Origin of the sequence: Streptomyces sp. NPDC012827 (assembly GCF_042900905.1) — a bacterium.
Taxonomy (GTDB): Bacteria; Actinomycetota; Actinomycetes; order Streptomycetales; family Streptomycetaceae; genus Streptomyces; species Streptomyces gulbargensis.
On sequence record NZ_JBIBBY010000007.1, the window covers coordinates 114,751 to 130,583 of the forward strand.

A 15,833-nucleotide genomic window follows, 5' to 3' on the forward strand; every position below is an offset into this window, starting at 1 on the left:
ACTGACCCGGGGGCCTTCCGAACGTCACTCCGGCACCGGCGGTGCTCAGACCTGGACGCGCCGCTCCACCACGTCGGCGAGCTTCGCGAGGGCGTCCTCGCGCGGGATGCCGTTCTCCTGCGACCCGTCGCGGTAGCGGAAGGAGACCGTCCCCGCGGCCATGTCCTCGTCACCGACGATGATCATGAACGGCACCTTCTGCTTCTGGTGCGTACGGATCTTCTTCTGCATGCGGTCCGAGGAGGCGTCCACGTCCACGCGCAGGCCGCGCTTCTTCGCCTCCGCGGCGAACTCCTGCAGGTACTCGACGTGGGTGTCGCCGATCGGGATGCCGACCGCCTGCACCGGGGCCAGCCACGGCGGCATCGCGCCCGCGTAGTGCTCCAGGAGCACCGCGAAGAACCGCTCGATCGAACCGAACAGCGCGCGGTGGATCATCACCGGACGCTGCTTGGTGCCGTCCGGCGCCGTGTACTCCAGGTCGAAGCGCTCCGGCAGGTTGAAGTCCACCTGCACCGTCGACATCTGCCAGGTTCGGCCGATGGCGTCCCGCGCCTGCACCGAGATCTTCGGGCCGTAGAAGGCGGCGCCGCCCGGGTCGGGGGTGAGCGGCAGGCCCTGCTTCTCGGCGACCTGCTGGAGGACGGAGGTGGCCTCCTCCCACGCCTCGTCGGAGCCGACGTACTTCTCCGGGTCCTTGGTCGACAGCTCCAGGTAGAAGTCGTCCAGACCGTAGTCGCGCAGCAGGTTCAGGACGAAGGTGAGCGTCTTGTCGAGCTCCTCCGCCATCTGCTCGCGGGTGCAGTAGATGTGCGCGTCGTCCTGGGTGAAGCCGCGGGCGCGGGTGAGGCCGTGGACGACGCCCGACTTCTCGTACCGGTACACGGTGCCGAACTCGAACAGGCGCAGCGGCAGCTCACGGTAGGACCGCCCGCGCGCGTCGAAGATCAGGTTGTGCATCGGGCAGTTCATGGGCTTGAGGTAGTAGTCCACGCCCTCGTCGAGCTGCATGGGGGGGTACATGCCCTCGGCGTACCAGTCCAGGTGGCCCGACTTCTCGAACAGCTTGCCCTTGGTGGCGTGCGGCGAGTAGACGAACTCGTAGCCCTCCTCCTCGTGCCGCTTGCGCGAGTAGTCCTCCATGACCCGGCGGATGATGCCGCCCTTGGGGTGGAAGACGGCCAGGCCCGAGCCGATCTCGTCCGGGACGGAGAAGAGGTCCAGCTCGTTGCCCAGCTTGCGGTGGTCGCGCTTCTCGGCCTCGGCCAGGAAGTCCAGGTGCGCCTTCAGCTCGTCCTTGGACGGCCACGCGGTGCCGTAGATGCGCTGGAGCATCGGGTTCTTCTCGCTGCCGCGCCAGTAGGCGGCGGCGTTGCGCATCAGCTTGAAGGCCGGGATGTTCCGGGTCGTCGGCAGGTGGGGGCCGCGGCAGAGGTCCTTCCAGCACAGCTCGCCGGTCCTGGCGTCGAGGTTGTCGTAGATGGTCAGCTCGCCGCCGCCCACCTCGACGTTCGCGCCGTCGTCCGTGGACGCGGCGCCCTTGATGCCGATGAGTTCCAGCTTGTACGGCTCGGAGCTGAGCTCCTCCCGGGCCTCCTCGTCGGAGACGACGCGGCGGGAGAAGCGCTGCCCGCGCTTCTGGATCTCCTGCATCTTCTTCTCGATGGCCTTGAGATCCTCGGGGGTGAACGGCTTCTCGACGTCGAAGTCGTAGTAGAAGCCGTCCCGGACCGGCGGGCCGATGCCCAGCTTGGCCTCCGGGAACAGCTCCTGCACGGCCTGCGCCATGACGTGCGCGGTCGAGTGGCGCAGGATGTTCAGGCCGTCCTCGGACGAGATCTCGACGCCCTCGACGACGTCGCCCTCGGCGAGTTCGTACGAGAGGTCCTTCAGTTCGCCACCGACGCGGGCGGCGATGACGGTGCGGTCGCCTTCGAACAGGGCGCCGGCGGTCGTGCCCGCGCTCACCGCCCTTTCCTCGGCTCCGGAGGTGGACTGGACGGTCACACGGACATCGGACACGGGTGCTCCATACATAAGGGCGCAGGCAGACACGAGGTGCCGGCGCCGGCGGTGCGCGGCAGAGACGAGGTGCCGCGTCACCGCTGATCGTACCGAGCCGATCCGGCCGGCCGCGAAACGGTTTTCCCCGGCCCTTCCCCGAGCCCCGTCGCCGGGCGCCCCGGCAAGGGGCGTCAGGTGTCCCCGCCGCACGCCTCCTCGAAGAAGTCGAGGTTCTCCTGGAGCGATTTCATCAGGCGGTCGCGTTCCGCCTCGTCGACCTGGACCGGTACGACCCCGGAGGCGTCGGTCAGGCGCCGGAAGCCGCCCCGGCTCTCCAAGCGGCCGACGAGCCGGATCGGCAGGCCGAGGAGGTGGGCGTGGCCGGCGATGCGGTACGCCTCCTCGTCGAGGGTGACCCGGACGTGCGGGACCTCGGCCCCGGCGAGGACCCGGAGCCGCACCGTGCCCTCACCGCGCGGGCCGGAGCGGCGCATGCGGACCACTGCTCCGGTGATCCGCACCGGCACGGACGGCTCGTCCGCGAGGTAACGGGCGCCCGCCGCGCGCAGGGCGGGCAGGTCGCCTGGCGAGAACTCGACGGGTTCGGGACGGGCCGCGCAGCCTTCGGGGGTGCCGGCCGCCGGGGCCCACTCCAGGGCGATCCTGGCGCCCTCGCTGCCCCGCACCAGGGCGATGAGCGCCTCGACCAGCTCACGGCTGACCCCGGCCTCGACGGCGGAGTCGAAGGCGTCCATGCCGCCGGTGGCGCGCTGGTAGTCGGTGGCCTCGCGGGCCGCGTACAGGGCGTGGTAGAGCCGGACGGCGATGGGCCGCCCGGGGTCGACGGGCAGGAAGGCGGTCAGGGCGCGGCCGCCGGGCGCGGCGGCGACGACGGCGGTCTCCAGCGAGGCCTGGGCGGCGCGCCGGTGGCGGGCGCCGTGGTAGCCGGCCCGGCCGCGCACGGCGAGGGCCCCGGCCACGAGGAGCTGGCGGGCGGCCGACCTGAGCTGTTCCTGCACGGTCCAGGGCACGGTGCCGGAGGGGCCCGGCGGCACGTCGCGCCACCAGCGGATCTCGTCGCTGGGCACGCAGAGCCCGGTGAGGACCTCGCGGGCGGAGGGCGCGGCGCTGCGGGCGAGCGCGGTCAGCGCCTCGCCGAGCAGGTCGTCGCAGTCGGGGAAGGCGCGGCTCTCCGGGACGAGGAGGCTGGTGCCGCCGATGCCGCTGCCGCTGCCGGGCGGTGTCCAGCGGCCGTAGCGGCCGGCCGCCCCGCCGCGCCGCCGCCAGCCGTGGCGGGCGAGGAGGGCGCCGAGGACCCGGGGATCGACCCGGCCGGGGTCGGGGGTGCCCTGCGCGTCGGCCCAGGGGCCGGACGGCGGGGCGGGGATGCCGGTCCAGGGTCCGGGAAGCTCGCCGGGAGCCGGGTGGGGCCGGTACGGGGACGGGCCGGGGTCGCGCCGGTTCCCGTACCCGCTCCCGTACTCGGGTTCGTCGATCGGCCGGTGCATCAGGGTCTCCCTCCCCCGCCGACCCGGGTCATGATGTCGCAGAGCGCCCGGTCGTCGAAGATCCGCGCCGTGGGGACGCGGACGGTGGTCCGCCGCCGTCCCGTGACCGGGTGCCCGGCCAGGTTGATCCAGTAGCAGCAGTGCCGCAGGTCGAGCCGGTCGTGGCTCGCGCTCAGCCAGTTCTCCGGTTCCCTCGGGACGAGCATCACGACCAGGATCTTGTGCACGGCCACGGGGGTCCGGGCGAGTTTCACCAGGTGGTCGTTGTCGAGGGTGAAGGAGAAGGTGCTGCCGGGCGGGCGCGGCGGTATCTGGTAGGTGCACTTGAGCTGCACCTTGATGGTCACTTCGTCGTCGATGGTGTGTCCGGGAGCGCTGTGGCTCACGTGCCAGTCGATGCCGTTGTCCGGAAAGGGCTGTGCGAGCGAGCAGCCCGCCGCGGCCGCGACCGCGTGCAGGTAGCCCACTTGAAGGGTCTCCATGCAGGCGGTGGTGGCGAGCGAGCCGCGCGCCGGTGCCGCCCGCTGCGACGGAAGCCCTTCCGACTCGGGCTGGGCGAGCGCCATGTCGTCTTCCTTCCCCGTCCCTTGTGTTGTGACCGGTCCGCGTACGTCGCAAACGGTCCGGGTATCACCGCTTCGGGCAGGGGGTTGGCCATCTGCCCGGAGCGGGCGAGGAGTTCGGGGATGACGACGCACTGGTACGAAGGGCCCCTGGCCGCATTCGACACGGAGACCACGGGAGTTGACGTCGAGGAGGACCGGATCGTCTCGGCCGCCCTCGTCGTGCAGGACACCGCCGGAGCGCGCCCCCGGGTGACGCGCTGGCTGGTCAACCCCGGCATACCGGTGCCGGAAGCGGCGACGGCCGTCCACGGCCTGACGGACGATCACCTTCAGCGCAACGGCCGCTGGCCGGCGCCGGTGATGGAGGAGGTGGGCCGGGCGCTCGCCGAACAGGCGGCGATGGGGCGGCCGTTGGTGGTGATGAACGCCCCGTTCGATCTGACGATCCTGGACCGTGAGCTGCGCCGCCACCGGGCGTCCTCGCTGGGCCGCTACCTGGAGACCACCTCGCTGTGCGTCCTGGACCCGCGGGTGCTCGACAAGCATCTGGACCGGTACCGGAAGGGCCGCCGGACGCTGACGGACCTGTGCGCGCACTACGAGGTGGAGTTGGGCGCCGCCCATGACGCGGCGGCGGACGCGGCGGCGGCGATGGAGGTCGTACGGGCGGTGGGGCGGCGCTTCGCCTCCCGCCTGGAGCGGCTGACGCCGGCGGAGCTGCACACGCTCCAGGCGGTGTGGCACGCGGCGCAGGCGCGCGGGCTCCAGGCCTGGTTCGCGCGGCAGGGGACGCCGGAGCTGGTGGACCCGGCGTGGCCGCTCCGTCCGGAGCTGCGCACGGCGGCGTGAGGCGCGGGTGGCCGGAGGGAAGGACGCCCCGGTGAGCGGGCCCGGAATGCGGAAGGCCGGTCCGTCGTGACGACGGACCGGCCTCTCCCGGTGGGCGATACTGGGATCGAACCAGTGACCCCTTCGGTGTGAACGAAGTGCTCTCCCGCTGAGCTAATCGCCCGGGAACGGGTTGAACCATACAGGCCCTCGCGCGGTTCGTTCAAACCCGGCGCAGGTGGGAGGCGAGTCCGCGCCGTCCGCTCCGCATCATCAGGGCGTGGTTGGCCCGGAAGAGGGGCCGGCCGACGACGGCGAACGCCCGCATCAGCGGAGCCCGGACCTCGACCTCCTGCTCGTACAGGGCACGGGTGCCGGAGCCTTCCGGGGTGAGGGTCCAGCGGGCCCATCCGTCCAGGTCGCCGCCGAGCCCGACCTCCAGGACGTGGGCGCGGGGGTCGCGGCGCAGGGCGCGGACGGTGACGACGAGGTCGTACGGGAGGAAGGACCGGAAGCGGGCGGTGCCCTCGGTCCCGTCGACGGGCACGGCCTCGCGGACCTGGGGCCACCAGCGGGGGTAGTCCTCGGGCCGCTCCAGGACGGCGTAGACGGTGGCGGGCGGGGCGTCGAGCCGCCAGACGCTGCGGAAGCGGTACCGGTGCCAGTCCATGGGTCCCAGTGTGGCCGCCCGGTTCGCACACGCGGGCACCGGGCGTACTCAGGTGCGGATCTGAGTATGCCGACGCTTCCCCGGCGCTGTGGCCGGGACCACACTCCGGAACATGGACAACACCCTGCCGCCCGCGGAGGAGCTCGTGCTCGTCGACCGCGAGCTGGCCCGCCTCGACGAACGGCGCGCCCAGTTGCTGGCCCGCCGGGCCTGGCTCGTCGGAACGCTGTACCGGCCGGTCGCCGCGCAGGCCGCTCCGTTCCGGCCGCCGCACGCCCCGGAGGCGTCGCCACGCGGCGCGCAGAACGTGCTGCTGACGCTCGGGGGAACCCTCCTGACGATCGCGGCGATCGCCTTCACCCTGGTCAGCTGGGGCTCGATGGGGATCGCCGGCCGGGCCGCGGTGCTCGCCCTCGTGACCTCGGCGACCCTGGCGGCTCCGGTCGCACTGCTGCGCAGGGGCCTGGTGTCGACGGCCGAGTCGGTGGCCGTGCTCGGGCTGGTCCTGATGGTGCTCGACGCGTACGCCCTGCACCGGGTGGCCCTGCCGGGGACGGACGGGCTCGGGTACGCGGCGGCGGTCTCGGCCGTTCTCGCCGGGGCGTGGGCCGGTTACGGCTCGGCGCTGTCCCGGCTGCGGATCCCGCTGCCCGCGGCGGCGGCGGCCGCTCAGCTGCCGCTGCCGCTGGGGGTACTGGCCGCGGGGGGCGGGGTGACGGCGTTCGCCTGGGCGGCGCTGGTGACGGCCGCCTTGGACGCGGCGGTGGTACGGCGGACCCGGCCGGTGGCGGTCCGGGCCACGGCGGGTGCCGGCGGGGCGGCGCTGGGCGCCTGGGCCCTGCTGACGGGCGGCTGGCTCTCCCTCGGCTCTCCGTGGACGGCCGCGCCACTGCTCCTGGCGGCGGCCGCGCTCTGCCTGTACGTGGCCCGGAGCGCCCCCGCGGTCGCGGTGGCCGCCGCGGGCCTCGGCGGCCTGTCGGTCCTCGCCGCCACGGGTGGCCTGCTGCGAACCGCCCTCCCGGACGACTGGGCGGTCCCCTCGTACGTCCTGTGCGCCCTTCCCCTGGCGGCCCTCTGGCGCCCGGGCCCCGCGGGAGAGCCGACCGCCCGCGGCGGGTGGGCGACGTGGGGAGCGCCGACGGGGCCGGCGGGAGACCCCGCGTGGGGTCCCGGCGCCGATCCGGCGCGGGCTCGGGCGGCGGCCGACGCCCACGGCCCGGAGGACCGGGCCGTACGGCCGACCGGGCCGACCGGCCCGGCGAGGCCGGAGCGGCCGCCGGCCGGTGCTGCGGGCACGGCGACCGGTGCCGGTACGCGGGCCGGTGCGGGCGCCGCTCCCGGGAAGGCCGGGGCGGGGTCCCGGCGGGCCGGGTGGCCGACCGGGGCGGTACGGACGGGTCTGGCCGGGGCCGGGGCCCTCGGGCTGGTCCTCGGCGTCCTGTGGGCGCTTCCGCCCGTGGCCGCCGGGCTCCTGGAGCCGTCGGCCAGGACCACGGGTGTCTGGTCCGGGCGGCACGCCGAGCGCGTCCTGGCGCCGTACCCGGCGACCGCCCTGGCGGTCCTGCTCCTGGTGGGAGCGGCCCTCGCCTCGCTGCCGAGGCTCTGGGCGCGCGGAGGCGCGCTCGCGCTCGGCTGGGCCCTGCTCACGGCCCTGCCCGTGACGTTCGGCCTCCCGTACGCCGGGACCCTCACGGTCCAGCTGGTGACGGCGGCGGCGGCCCTGACGCTCGCCGCCCGGTCGGGGTTCGTGACGAGGGGGCTTCCCCCGGCCGCTGCCCAGGAGGCCGCGACCGTCCTCGGGTGGCTCGGCTTCACCGCCGGGTGCGCCTCGGGAGTGAGCGCGCTCGGCCTGGGTCTGGACACGCGGGGTGGCACCTTCACCGTGCTGGGGCTGCTGTCGGTGCTCCTCACGGGCGTGGCGGTGCTCGCCCCCGGCGCGCGGCGGACGGCCGCCGCCGTCGGCGCGGTGCTCGCGGCGGCGGGCCTGGTGCTCGCCACGGCCGCCTCCGCCGGACTGGGCCACCACCACACGGCCCTGGCCCTGCTGCTGGTGCCGGCGGCGACGGCCGCTCTGGGCGCGAAGGCCCGTCCGGTGGCCCTGGCGGTGGAGGTGACGGGGGCGGCCGTGGGGCTGTTCGCGGTGGGGTTGGCGGTCTCCCGTCCCGCGTACCTGGCGCTGGTGCTGGCCCTCGGCGGGGTGATCGCCCTGGCGACGGCCCTCCGGCCGGAGCGGCGCCGCTTCGCCTCGTGGGCGGCGGCGGGTCTGTCCCTGGCGGCGGTCTGGGTGCGGCTCGCGGCCTGGGAGGTGACGACCCCGGAGGCGTACACCCTGCCGGTGACGGTACCCGCGCTGGTGGTGGGCCTGCTGCGGCGGCGGAGGGACCCGGAGGCCTCCTCCTGGACCGCGTACGGGCCGGGGCTCGCGGTGACGTTCCTGCCCGGCGTGGTGGCGGTCTGGACCGACCCCGCGTGGGTCCGTCCGCCGGCCCTGGGAGCCGCCGCGCTCGGGGTGACGCTGCTGGGGGCGCGGTTCCGGCTGCGGACGCCCCTGCTCCTGGGCGGCGTGGTGCTGGTCCTGGTGGGGCTGCACGAGCTGGCGCCGTACGTGGTGCAGGTGGTGGGCGCGCTGCCCCGCTGGCTGCCGCCGGCCCTGGCGGGCCTGCTGCTGCTGGGGGTGGGTGCCACGTACGAGCACCGGCTGCGGGACGCGCGGACGCTGCGGGAGCGGTTCTCCCGGATGCGCTGAGGCCGGTACGCCGAAGGCCCGGAGACGGTGGTCGTCTCCGGGCCTTCGGTCCGGGTGGTGGGCGATACTGGGTTCGAACCAGTGACCTCTTCGGTGTGAACGAAGCGCTCTCCCACTGAGCTAATCGCCCGGGCGCATCGCCAACATTACCCCATGTCAGCGGGGCTCCCGCACCAGCCGGGGGTCACTGGTCGATCTTCCACGGCATGACGAAGCCGAACTTCCACAGGTACAGGCCGATGAGCACCCCGGCGATCACGAGACCGACCGTCGTGAGGATCAGGTTGCGGCGGCGGACCTTGGGATCGAGGGCCCGCTGGGCGGCCTCGGTCACCTTCCGCTTGGTCCAGCGCAGCACCAGCTGGGCCCAGACGAACTCGGTCGCCCAGATCGCCATGCCGGCGAAGATGACCAACCAGCCGGGTCCGGGCAGGGGCAACATCACGATGCCCGCGCCGACCACGGCGAGTCCCACGACGAAGACGCCGACCTGCCAGCTCAGGTGCAGGGTCCGGCGGGACTTGATGAACTCCGGTGCCCGGGATCCGAGTTCGGCGTCCTGGCCGTCCGCGGATTCCCCGGTGCGCTCGTCACTCTCCGCATTCATGGGCCCAACTTACCGGACGGGGGGCTCCGACCGGAAAGGCCGTATTACCCAAAGTTACACGCGTCCATACGAGCTACCTGAACGCCCACAAAACCGACAGAGGGGTTTACAACGGCACCTGACGTGGCATGTCGATTTCGCCGACGTGCGAATCCCCGAGCGCACACTGAGCGAAAGGCCCTGGCGCTTATGAACACCACGGTCAGCTGCGAGCTGCACCTGCGCCTCGTTGTGTCGAGCGAGTCCTCACTGCCTGTACCGGCGGGCCTGCGGTATGACACGGCCGATCCGTATGCCGTGCACGCCACCTTCCACACCGGAGCCGAGGAGACGGTCGAGTGGGTCTTCGCCCGCGACCTTCTCGCCGAGGGGCTGCACAGGCCCACCGGCACGGGCGACGTCCGGGTCTGGCCGTCCCGCAGCCACGGTCAGGGAGTCGTCTGCATCGCCCTCAGCTCCCCCGAGGGCGAAGCCCTGCTCGAGGCCCCGGCGCGGGCCCTGGAATCGTTCCTCAAGCGGACCGACGCGGCCGTGCCACCCGGCACGGAGCACCGCCACTTCGATCTCGACACCGAGCTCTCCCACATCCTGGCCGACAGCTGAGCCAGCCGAGAGCCGCACGGCGCCGTCCGACTCGGGGAGACGGCGCCGCGCGGGCAGTCACACAGGCATGACATCCGGCGCCTCCACCGCGCAGCCGGCGCGGTGACGGGCGCCGCTGTGCTGTCCGGGGCGCGCTAGAGTCAGCGCCAATCCGCGGGCGCCCGCCCGCGTCCGGCCAGGGAGCGAATCGTGCTGATCCCCCACGACACCCGGATCGCCCTCGACACCGTCGTCGATCTGATGAACACCGCGCCGCAGGGTGACCGCGAGGACGAGCTCGCGGACCTCCCGGCGCTGTGCGCCTTCGTCGAGGCGCACAAGATCAGCGACGTCGGTGAGCTCGGTCCCGGCGACCTGCGGGCCGTGCGTGCGGTGCGGGAGAAGTTCGCGGCGGTCTTCAGCGCCCCGGAGGCCCGGATCGCGGCCCCGCTGATCAACCAGCTCGTGGCGGGCGCCGGCACGACGCCCCGGCTCACGGACCACGACGGCTACGACTGGCACGTGCACTACTTCGCGCCCGGCGCCTCGGTGGCCGACCATCTCGCCGCCGACTGCGGCATGGCGCTGGCCTTCATCGTGGTGGCGGGCGAGCAGGAGCGCCTGCGGCGCTGCGAGGCACCCGACTGCGGCCGCGCCTTCGTCGACCTCTCCCGCAACCGCTCCCGCCGTTACTGCGACAGCCGCACCTGCGGCAACCGGCTGCACGTGGCCGCCTACCGTGCGCGCCGCAAGGAGGCCGCCGGCTGAGTGCCGGTCCCACCCGTCACAGGACGAAGAGATCGTGCACGGCCGCGGCGAGCAGCAGGGCGCCGATCACCCCGAGGAAGATCATCAGCGGCGGCTGCGAGAGCGCGAAGAGACATCCCCGGGGCTCCTCCGCCGAGGACTCGGCGCCGCTCTCGCCCACCGCGGGGACGGCGACCTGGGGAATCTCGACAGGCCGATCGGCCGGGGAGTCGAACGGGACATCGGTGGGGGCGGGCTTCCGCGAGGTATCCGGCATCTCGGGGGGATGATCGCGCACCGCGCGCCCGGAAAATCCCGCAACACGCCCCGCGCCCGGGGGCGTTCACCCCATCCCGTGGATCGACGGAGACGGGAGCGGACACAAACGATCAGATTCCATGCTTCTTCAGAATCGCCTCGATGTCGCTGAAGTCGTCACCGCCGGACGCGGGCCCCGCCTGGGGCTTTCCTCTCACGCCACGGGAGGATCCGGACGGTGCCGAGGCGCCCGGCGCGACGGCCGGACGGCCCGCCGCCCCGTCCACCTCGCCCCGCCCGGCACGGCGCCGCTCGACCGCGCGGACCGACAGGAACAGCAGCCAGGCCGCCCCCAGCACACCGAACCCCGCCCAGGCGACCGGGCTGAACGCCGTCCCCGCGATCCACTCGACGGCGCCCGTCATCACCAGCCCCAACGGCACCAGCGCGTAGGCCGCGATCCGGGTCGCCGTGAGAAAGCGCCTCCGGAAGGCCGAGATCGCGGCAATGCCCAGGCCCGCGGCGGCCACCGCGGAACAAATGGTCTCGGCGAGCATGCGATCCTCCAGGTCCCGGACGGTCCGACCCTTCCATCCTGCACCGCGCCCCACCGTCCGGGCCACGCCCCCGGACCGGTCTCAGGGAGATCTCCGGGTCGCCCCGTCAGGGTCCTCCTCCCCAGGTCCCGGTTGGGCGTCCGGGGCACGGCTGGAAGACTGCTCCCATGAGCGACACCACCACCGCATCCTCCCCCGTCGTCCTGGAGGCCTGGTTCGACCTCCAGTGCCCCGACTGCTTCCAGGCCCTCGGTGACGTCCGCGCCCTGCGCGAGAAGTACGGCGACCGGCTCGACGTCCAGCTGCGGCACTTCCCGCTGGCCAAGCACAAGCACGCCTACGCCGCCGCCCAGGCCGCCGAGGAGGCCGCCGCGCAGGGCAAGGGCTGGCCGTACGCCGAGGCCCTGCTCGCCAGGACCGCCGACCTGGCCGACCGGGGCGAGCCCGTCCTCCTGGAGGTGGCCGCGGAGCTGGGCCTGGACACGGAGGAGTTCGACACGGCCCTGATCGACGGCCGGCACCTGCTCACCGTGGACGCGGACGAGGCCGAGGGCAAGGCGATCAAGGTCACCGGCACGCCGACCTACGTGATCGGCGGGGAGCGTCTCGACGGCGGCCGCAGCCAGGAGGGCCTGCGCGCCCGCGTCGAGGCCGTCGCCGACCGGCTGCTCACCGCCTGAGAGGTCCCCGGGCCCCGTCCTACAGGAGCGTCTTCGCGCTGTTGACGTGGGTCGTGCGGTAGCCGAGCGAGTCGTAGAGCCGGAGCGCCGGGGTGTTGCCCGCGAAGACGTGCAGTCCGAGCCGGGTCTCCCCCGCCTCCCGCGCGACGCGCTCGGCCAGCAGCATCAGCGCCCTGCCGTATCCCCGGCCCCGCTGCTCCTCCGCGACCTCCACCTCGTACACGAACCCCAGCCGTTCCCCCGGAGTCGCCTCCATCCGGCCGGTCCACAGGAGGCCGACGTCGCGGCCGTCCCGCACGGCGAGGTGCACGGCCGCGCCCGGGGTCGCCAGGCCCTGCGGCAGGTGACGGCGGTGGCTCTCCTCGGCCTTCGCCCGGGCCTGCTCCTCCGGGACGCCGCGCTCGATCCAGCTCAGCGCGAAGCCCTCCTTGGCCCGCGCCGACCACGCCTCGAACTCGGCCTCGGTCATCGCGCGCACCTCCACACCCTCCGGCAGCTCCGGCGGCGCGCCGGGTGGCAGCTCCTTGAGCATGTTCCTGCTGCGCTCGGTGTAGCCCAGGGCGCGGGTCATCCGCAGCGCCGCCTCCGCCTCCGCGGGCACCGAGATCAGCACCTCCGCGCAGCCCCAGCCGCGCAGCACCTCCTCCGAGGCGAGCGCCGCCACCGTGCCCCTCCCGCGCCGCCGGTCCGGTTCGGCGATCCGGAGGTCCTCGATCACGCCCACGGCGGCGCCGAAGCCGGGATCCGTGCTGAGGCGGACGGAGCCCACGCGGCGGCTGTTCACACACACGTCGTACGTCCGGGAACGTCCGCCCTCGGGCGTCTGCTGGAGCGGCTCGACCGGCCGCAGGGTGGTGGTCATCACCCGTGTTCTACCCATCCCGGGGCCGTCCGTCATCCGGTTTTACGGCACCGGCCGCGAAGGGTGCGGCCCCGGATGCCGGGGCGGGTCAGCCGAGCCGCGGGTCCCGGTCCAGGGCGGCGCGCTCGTCGAAGACCCGCATGGCCTTCGCGGTCACGGGACCCGGCCCCGGGCCGAGCGGGCGCCCGTCGACGCGGTGCACGCCCTGTACGTCGCGGAGGGTGGAGGTCAGGAAGATCTCGTCGGCGGTCTCCAGGACGTCCATCGGCAGCTCGGTCTCCCGGGCCCCCGTCCACTCCACCGCGAGGGCCCGGGTGATGCCCGCGAGGCAGCCGGAGGAGACCGGCGGGGTGTGGACGGTGCCGTCGATCACCACGAAGACGTTCGAGCCGGTGCCCTCGCAGAGCTGTCCGACGGTGTTGCCGAACAGCGCCTCGGTGGCGCCCTGTTCGCGGGCCCGGGCGAGGGCGACCACGTTCTCCGCGTACGAGGTGGTCTTCAGGCCGGTGAGGGCGCCGCGCTCGTTGCGGGTCCACGGCACGGTGATCACGGCCGTCGTGTCGGCCCGCCGGCTCGTCGCGCCGACGGCGACGACCAGGCTGGCCCCGGCGTCGCCGCGCTCCGATCCGAGCGGCGAGAGGCCGCCCGTGTACGTGATGCGGAGCCGGCCGAGCTCCACCGGGTTGGCCGCCAGGACGGCGGCGCAGGCCCGGCGGACCTCGTCGAGGTCGGGCTCCGGCAGGCCGAGCCCCCGGGCGGAACGGGCGAGCCGCTCCAGATGGAGGGTGAGGGCGAAGGTCTCGCCGCGCTCCGCCTTGACCGTCTCGAAGACGCCGTCGCCGACGGTCAGTCCGTGGTCCAGGACGGAGACCAGGGCGGTCTCCGCGTCGCGCAGCCCGCCGTTGACCCAGAGTTTCATCGAGAAGTGGCCTTTCCGCTCGCCTCGAAGGCGCCTGACTCGTGGCCGCCCGACGCTATCGCGACCAGCCGGGCGGCCTTCAGCTCGGTCTCCTCCCACTCCCGCTCGGGATCGGAGCCCCAGGTGATCCCGGCTCCGGTTCCGAAGCGGAGGACGCCTTCGGGCCGGTCGATCCAGAAGGTGCGTATGCCGACGGCCAGCTCCCCGGTACCGGCGTCCGCGTCGACCCAGCCCACGCCTCCGCAGTACGGGCCGCGGGGCGCCGTCTCCAGGGTCTCGATGATCCGCAGGGCGCTCGACTTGGGGGCGCCGGTGACGGAGCCGGGCGGGAAGGTGGCGCGGAGCAGCTCCGGCCAGCCCGCGTCCTCGGTGAGCAGGCCGGCGACGGTGGAGACGAGGTGCACGAGGCCGGGGTGCTCCTCGACGGCACAGAGCTCGGGGACCGCGACGGAACCGGCCTCGCAGACGCGGCCCAGGTCGTTGCGGACCAGGTCCACGATCATCACGTTCTCGGCGTGGTCCTTGGGGAGGAGGTCCGCCGCGGTGCGGCCGGTCCCCTTGATGGGCCCGGAGGTGACCCGGGCGCCCTCGCGGCGCAGGTAGAGCTCCGGGGAGGCGGTGGCGATCTCCACTCCGTGCGCGGGCAGGCGAATCGTTCCGGCGTACGGGGCGGGGTTGCCGCGGGCGAGCAGCGCGGTCAGCGCGTCGACGTCGGCCCGCCCCGGGTCCGGCAGCGGCGCGGTCAGCACCCGGCAGAGGTTCGCCTGGTAGACCTCCCCGCGCGCGATGTGCTCGCGCACGCGCCGCACTCCGGCGGTGTACCCGTCGCGGTCGAGCGAGGACGTCCAGTCACCGGGCCGGGGACCGGCCCAGGCCCCGGGGACCGGCGCGGGAACCGGGTCGCGCCGCACGTCGCCGAAGCGGGCGCAGGTGAGCCGGCCCTCGAAGTCGGCGCAGACGGCCCAGAAGCCGGTGGAGTCCAGGGCCTCCGGGTCATGGGTGACGTCCCGGAGATCGGTCGCGACGAGGCCGCCGAAGCGGGCGAGGGGAGGAAGGTCGTGCACGCATCGAGTCTAGGCCGTGTCTTTTGGATCAGGCCGGATCAGGGAGCGGCGTCTGGCGCCGTGCATCGCAAGGCGGAGGAGGGAGTCCATGCGGAGCATCGGCGACCGACGACAACGCAGCGGGGCGCGGTGCCAGGCGCCGCGAGCCCGGCAAGATCCGAAAGACACGGCCTAGGTCCGCGCCGTGCCCCCGCGCGGGGTCCCGGTCGGCGGGCGCGGGCCCCGGCCCGCGCCGGGGCGGACGGCCACCCGGGGGACACGGCGGGTGACCGGGGCGCGGACCGCCGGCGGGGCCCGCCCGGGCACCCCGTTCCGCCCGCAGGTCAGCACGCTGCGGAAACGCGTTTTTGTACTGGCCCAGGAATCCGCTAGAGTTCAACACGTCGCCGGGACGCGCAAGCGGAACGGAAACGACAGGCGGACGTGGCTCAGTTGGTAGAGCATCACCTTGCCAAGGTGAGGGTCGCGAGTTCGAATCTCGTCGTCCGCTCGATGTGGGGGATCTTCCCGAACCCCCGTAATCACACTCCTGGTGGAGTGGCCGAGAGGCGAGGCAACGGCCTGCAAAGCCGTCTACACGGGTTCAAATCCCGTCTCCACCTCCAAGGACGATTAGCTCAGCGGGAGAGCGCTTCCCTGACACGGAAGAGGTCACTGGTTCAATCCCAGTATCGTCCACTGGATCTTCGGGTCCTGGATCTTCGGATCCCCCGCGCGATTAGCTCAGCGGGAGAGCGCTTCCCTGACACGGAAGAGGTCACTGGTTCAATCCCAGTATCGCGCACGCAGTACCCCGCACCCCGGGTGCACCCGCGCGATTAGCTCAGCGGGAGAGCGCTTCCCTGACACGGAAGAGGTCACTGGTTCAATCCCAGTATCGCGCACCCTACGAAGAAGCCCCCGGCTGCCTCTCAGCGGCCGGGGGCTTCTTCGTGTGCTCAGGAGGAGAAGAGCATCCGTCCGAAGCCGCGCTGACGGTAGTGACCGCCGTGGTGGCCGCCGTGCTGCGGGGCGCCCCAGGCAGGAGCGGCGGGGGCGGGCTGCGCCGGGTAGGCGGCCGGCGGGGCGGGCGGGGCCTGCTGGACCCACTGGGCCTCCAGGCGGGTCAGGGCCTCCAGCTCGCCGTAGTCCAGGAAGATCCCCCGGCAACCGCTGCACTGCTCGATCTGGACACCGTTGCGGTTGTACGTGTGCATGGCCGCACGACACTTGGGACACTGCATGCTCGGCTCAAC

Annotated in this window: 16 protein-coding genes and 7 tRNA genes; 10 read left to right on the forward strand and 13 right to left on the reverse strand. The window is 73.5% G+C overall.

The genetic code is table 11. From position 1 onward, the window contains the following. Nucleotides 1–45 precede the first annotated feature (45 nt). From thrS to ACFY60_RS17320, 3 genes are all read right to left on the reverse strand, one after another. Nucleotides 46–2,022 carry a threonine--tRNA ligase gene (gene thrS / locus ACFY60_RS17310; protein WP_388612871.1) on the reverse strand — a complete coding sequence of 659 codons (1,977 nt, stop codon included), beginning with the start codon at nt 2,020–2,022 and terminating at the stop codon, nt 46–48. Between the two features lie 173 nt (nt 2,023–2,195). Beyond that, nucleotides 2,196–3,512: a hypothetical protein gene (locus ACFY60_RS17315; RefSeq protein WP_388612869.1), complete on the reverse strand. Its 1,317-nt coding sequence runs from the start codon at nt 3,510–3,512 to the stop codon at nt 2,196–2,198. Beyond that, on the reverse strand, nt 3,512–4,078 hold the full coding sequence (locus tag ACFY60_RS17320) for a DUF4365 domain-containing protein (protein ID WP_388612868.1): 567 nt from the start codon (nt 4,076–4,078) through the stop codon (nt 3,512–3,514). Before ACFY60_RS17320 ends, ACFY60_RS17315 begins: the two co-directional genes overlap by 1 nt. Before the next feature lie 120 nt (nt 4,079–4,198). On the opposite strand from ACFY60_RS17320, the gene ACFY60_RS17325 reads away from it, so the two are divergent. Next, a complete protein-coding gene (locus ACFY60_RS17325; RefSeq protein WP_388612866.1) occupies nt 4,199–4,927 on the forward strand; it encodes a 3'-5' exonuclease in 729 nt (242 codons plus the stop codon). 91 nt (nt 4,928–5,018) lie between these two features. Here the strand turns inward: ACFY60_RS17325 and ACFY60_RS17330 are convergent. Together ACFY60_RS17330 and ACFY60_RS17335 are read right to left on the reverse strand one after the other, a co-directional pair. Further along, nucleotides 5,019–5,090, reverse strand: a tRNA-Val gene (locus ACFY60_RS17330). 39 nt (nt 5,091–5,129) lie between these two features. Further along, nucleotides 5,130–5,576 (reverse strand): SRPBCC family protein, encoded by a 447-nt coding sequence (locus ACFY60_RS17335; RefSeq protein WP_388612865.1) that lies wholly within the window; start codon nt 5,574–5,576, stop codon nt 5,130–5,132. A 112-nt stretch (nt 5,577–5,688) separates the two neighbouring features. Between ACFY60_RS17335 and ACFY60_RS17340 the strand changes: the two genes are divergently transcribed. Beyond that, nucleotides 5,689–8,322 carry an SCO7613 C-terminal domain-containing membrane protein gene (locus ACFY60_RS17340; protein ID WP_388612864.1) on the forward strand — a complete coding sequence of 878 codons (2,634 nt, stop codon included), beginning with the start codon at nt 5,689–5,691 and terminating at the stop codon, nt 8,320–8,322. Nucleotides 8,323–8,377: 55 nt separating this feature from the next. Here ACFY60_RS17340 and ACFY60_RS17345 read toward each other — a convergent pair. Together ACFY60_RS17345 and ACFY60_RS17350 are read right to left on the reverse strand one after the other, a co-directional pair. Continuing rightward, nucleotides 8,378–8,452, reverse strand: a tRNA-Val gene (locus ACFY60_RS17345). Nucleotides 8,453–8,506: 54 nt separating this feature from the next. Then, nucleotides 8,507–8,929: a TIGR02611 family protein gene (locus ACFY60_RS17350; RefSeq protein ID WP_388612862.1), complete on the reverse strand. Its 423-nt coding sequence runs from the start codon at nt 8,927–8,929 to the stop codon at nt 8,507–8,509. A gap of 189 nt (nt 8,930–9,118) precedes the next feature. Here ACFY60_RS17350 and ACFY60_RS17355 point away from each other — a divergent pair, with 189 nt between their 5' ends. Together ACFY60_RS17355 and ACFY60_RS17360 are read left to right on the forward strand one after the other, a co-directional pair. After that, the gene (locus tag ACFY60_RS17355) at nt 9,119–9,532 is read left to right on the forward strand and encodes an SsgA family sporulation/cell division regulator (RefSeq protein WP_015032345.1); all 414 of its coding nucleotides are present in this window, start codon (nt 9,119–9,121) and stop codon (nt 9,530–9,532) included. Between the two features lie 189 nt (nt 9,533–9,721). Continuing rightward, entirely contained in the window at nt 9,722–10,279 is a 558-nt protein-coding gene (locus ACFY60_RS17360; RefSeq protein ID WP_309053218.1) for a CGNR zinc finger domain-containing protein, read from the forward strand. Nucleotides 10,280–10,295: 16 nt separating this feature from the next. On the opposite strand, the gene ACFY60_RS17365 is transcribed toward ACFY60_RS17360, so the two are convergent. Beyond that, nucleotides 10,296–10,535, reverse strand: coding sequence for a hypothetical protein (locus ACFY60_RS17365; RefSeq protein ID WP_388613028.1), 240 nt, complete (start codon nt 10,533–10,535; stop codon nt 10,296–10,298). 112 nt (nt 10,536–10,647) lie between these two features. Then, nucleotides 10,648–11,073, reverse strand: coding sequence for a hypothetical protein (locus ACFY60_RS17370; protein WP_388612860.1), 426 nt, complete (start codon nt 11,071–11,073; stop codon nt 10,648–10,650). 167 nt (nt 11,074–11,240) lie between these two features. On the opposite strand from ACFY60_RS17370, the gene ACFY60_RS17375 reads away from it, so the two are divergent. Continuing rightward, nucleotides 11,241–11,753 carry a DsbA family protein gene (locus tag ACFY60_RS17375; protein ID WP_388612858.1) on the forward strand — a complete coding sequence of 171 codons (513 nt, stop codon included), beginning with the start codon at nt 11,241–11,243 and terminating at the stop codon, nt 11,751–11,753. Between the two features lie 19 nt (nt 11,754–11,772). On the opposite strand, the gene ACFY60_RS17380 is transcribed toward ACFY60_RS17375, so the two are convergent. The 3 genes from ACFY60_RS17380 to ACFY60_RS17390 all read right to left on the reverse strand — a co-directional run bounded on the left by ACFY60_RS17380 (nt 11,773) and on the right by ACFY60_RS17390 (nt 14,598). Continuing rightward, on the reverse strand, nt 11,773–12,615 hold the full coding sequence (locus ACFY60_RS17380; protein ID WP_388612856.1) for a GNAT family N-acetyltransferase: 843 nt from the start codon (nt 12,613–12,615) through the stop codon (nt 11,773–11,775). Nucleotides 12,616–12,703: 88 nt separating this feature from the next. Beyond that, nucleotides 12,704–13,534, reverse strand: a complete 831-nt coding sequence (locus ACFY60_RS17385) for an aminotransferase class IV (RefSeq protein ID WP_388612854.1) — start codon at nt 13,532–13,534, stop codon at nt 12,704–12,706. Then, nucleotides 13,531–14,598 (reverse strand): chorismate-binding protein, encoded by a 1,068-nt coding sequence (locus ACFY60_RS17390; protein ID WP_388612853.1) that lies wholly within the window; start codon nt 14,596–14,598, stop codon nt 13,531–13,533. Before ACFY60_RS17390 ends, ACFY60_RS17385 begins: the two co-directional genes overlap by 4 nt. A 417-nt stretch (nt 14,599–15,015) precedes the next feature. On the opposite strand from ACFY60_RS17390, the gene ACFY60_RS17395 reads away from it, so the two are divergent. From ACFY60_RS17395 to ACFY60_RS17415, 5 genes are all read left to right on the forward strand, one after another. Next, nucleotides 15,016–15,088 (forward strand) — tRNA-Gly (locus tag ACFY60_RS17395). Nucleotides 15,089–15,129: 41 nt separating this feature from the next. Beyond that, a tRNA-Cys gene (locus ACFY60_RS17400) sits at nt 15,130–15,203 on the forward strand. 1 nt (nt 15,204) lies between these two features. Next, nucleotides 15,205–15,276, forward strand: a tRNA-Val gene (locus tag ACFY60_RS17405). A gap of 34 nt (nt 15,277–15,310) precedes the next feature. Continuing rightward, nucleotides 15,311–15,382: transfer RNA gene (locus tag ACFY60_RS17410), tRNA-Val, on the forward strand. Nucleotides 15,383–15,410: 28 nt separating this feature from the next. Beyond that, nucleotides 15,411–15,482 (forward strand) — tRNA-Val (locus ACFY60_RS17415). Nucleotides 15,483–15,536: 54 nt separating this feature from the next. On the opposite strand, the gene ACFY60_RS17420 is transcribed toward ACFY60_RS17415, so the two are convergent. Further along, on the reverse strand, nt 15,537–15,821 hold the full coding sequence (locus tag ACFY60_RS17420) for a zf-TFIIB domain-containing protein (RefSeq protein WP_345282281.1): 285 nt from the start codon (nt 15,819–15,821) through the stop codon (nt 15,537–15,539). Between the last annotated feature and the right edge of the window lie 12 nt (nt 15,822–15,833).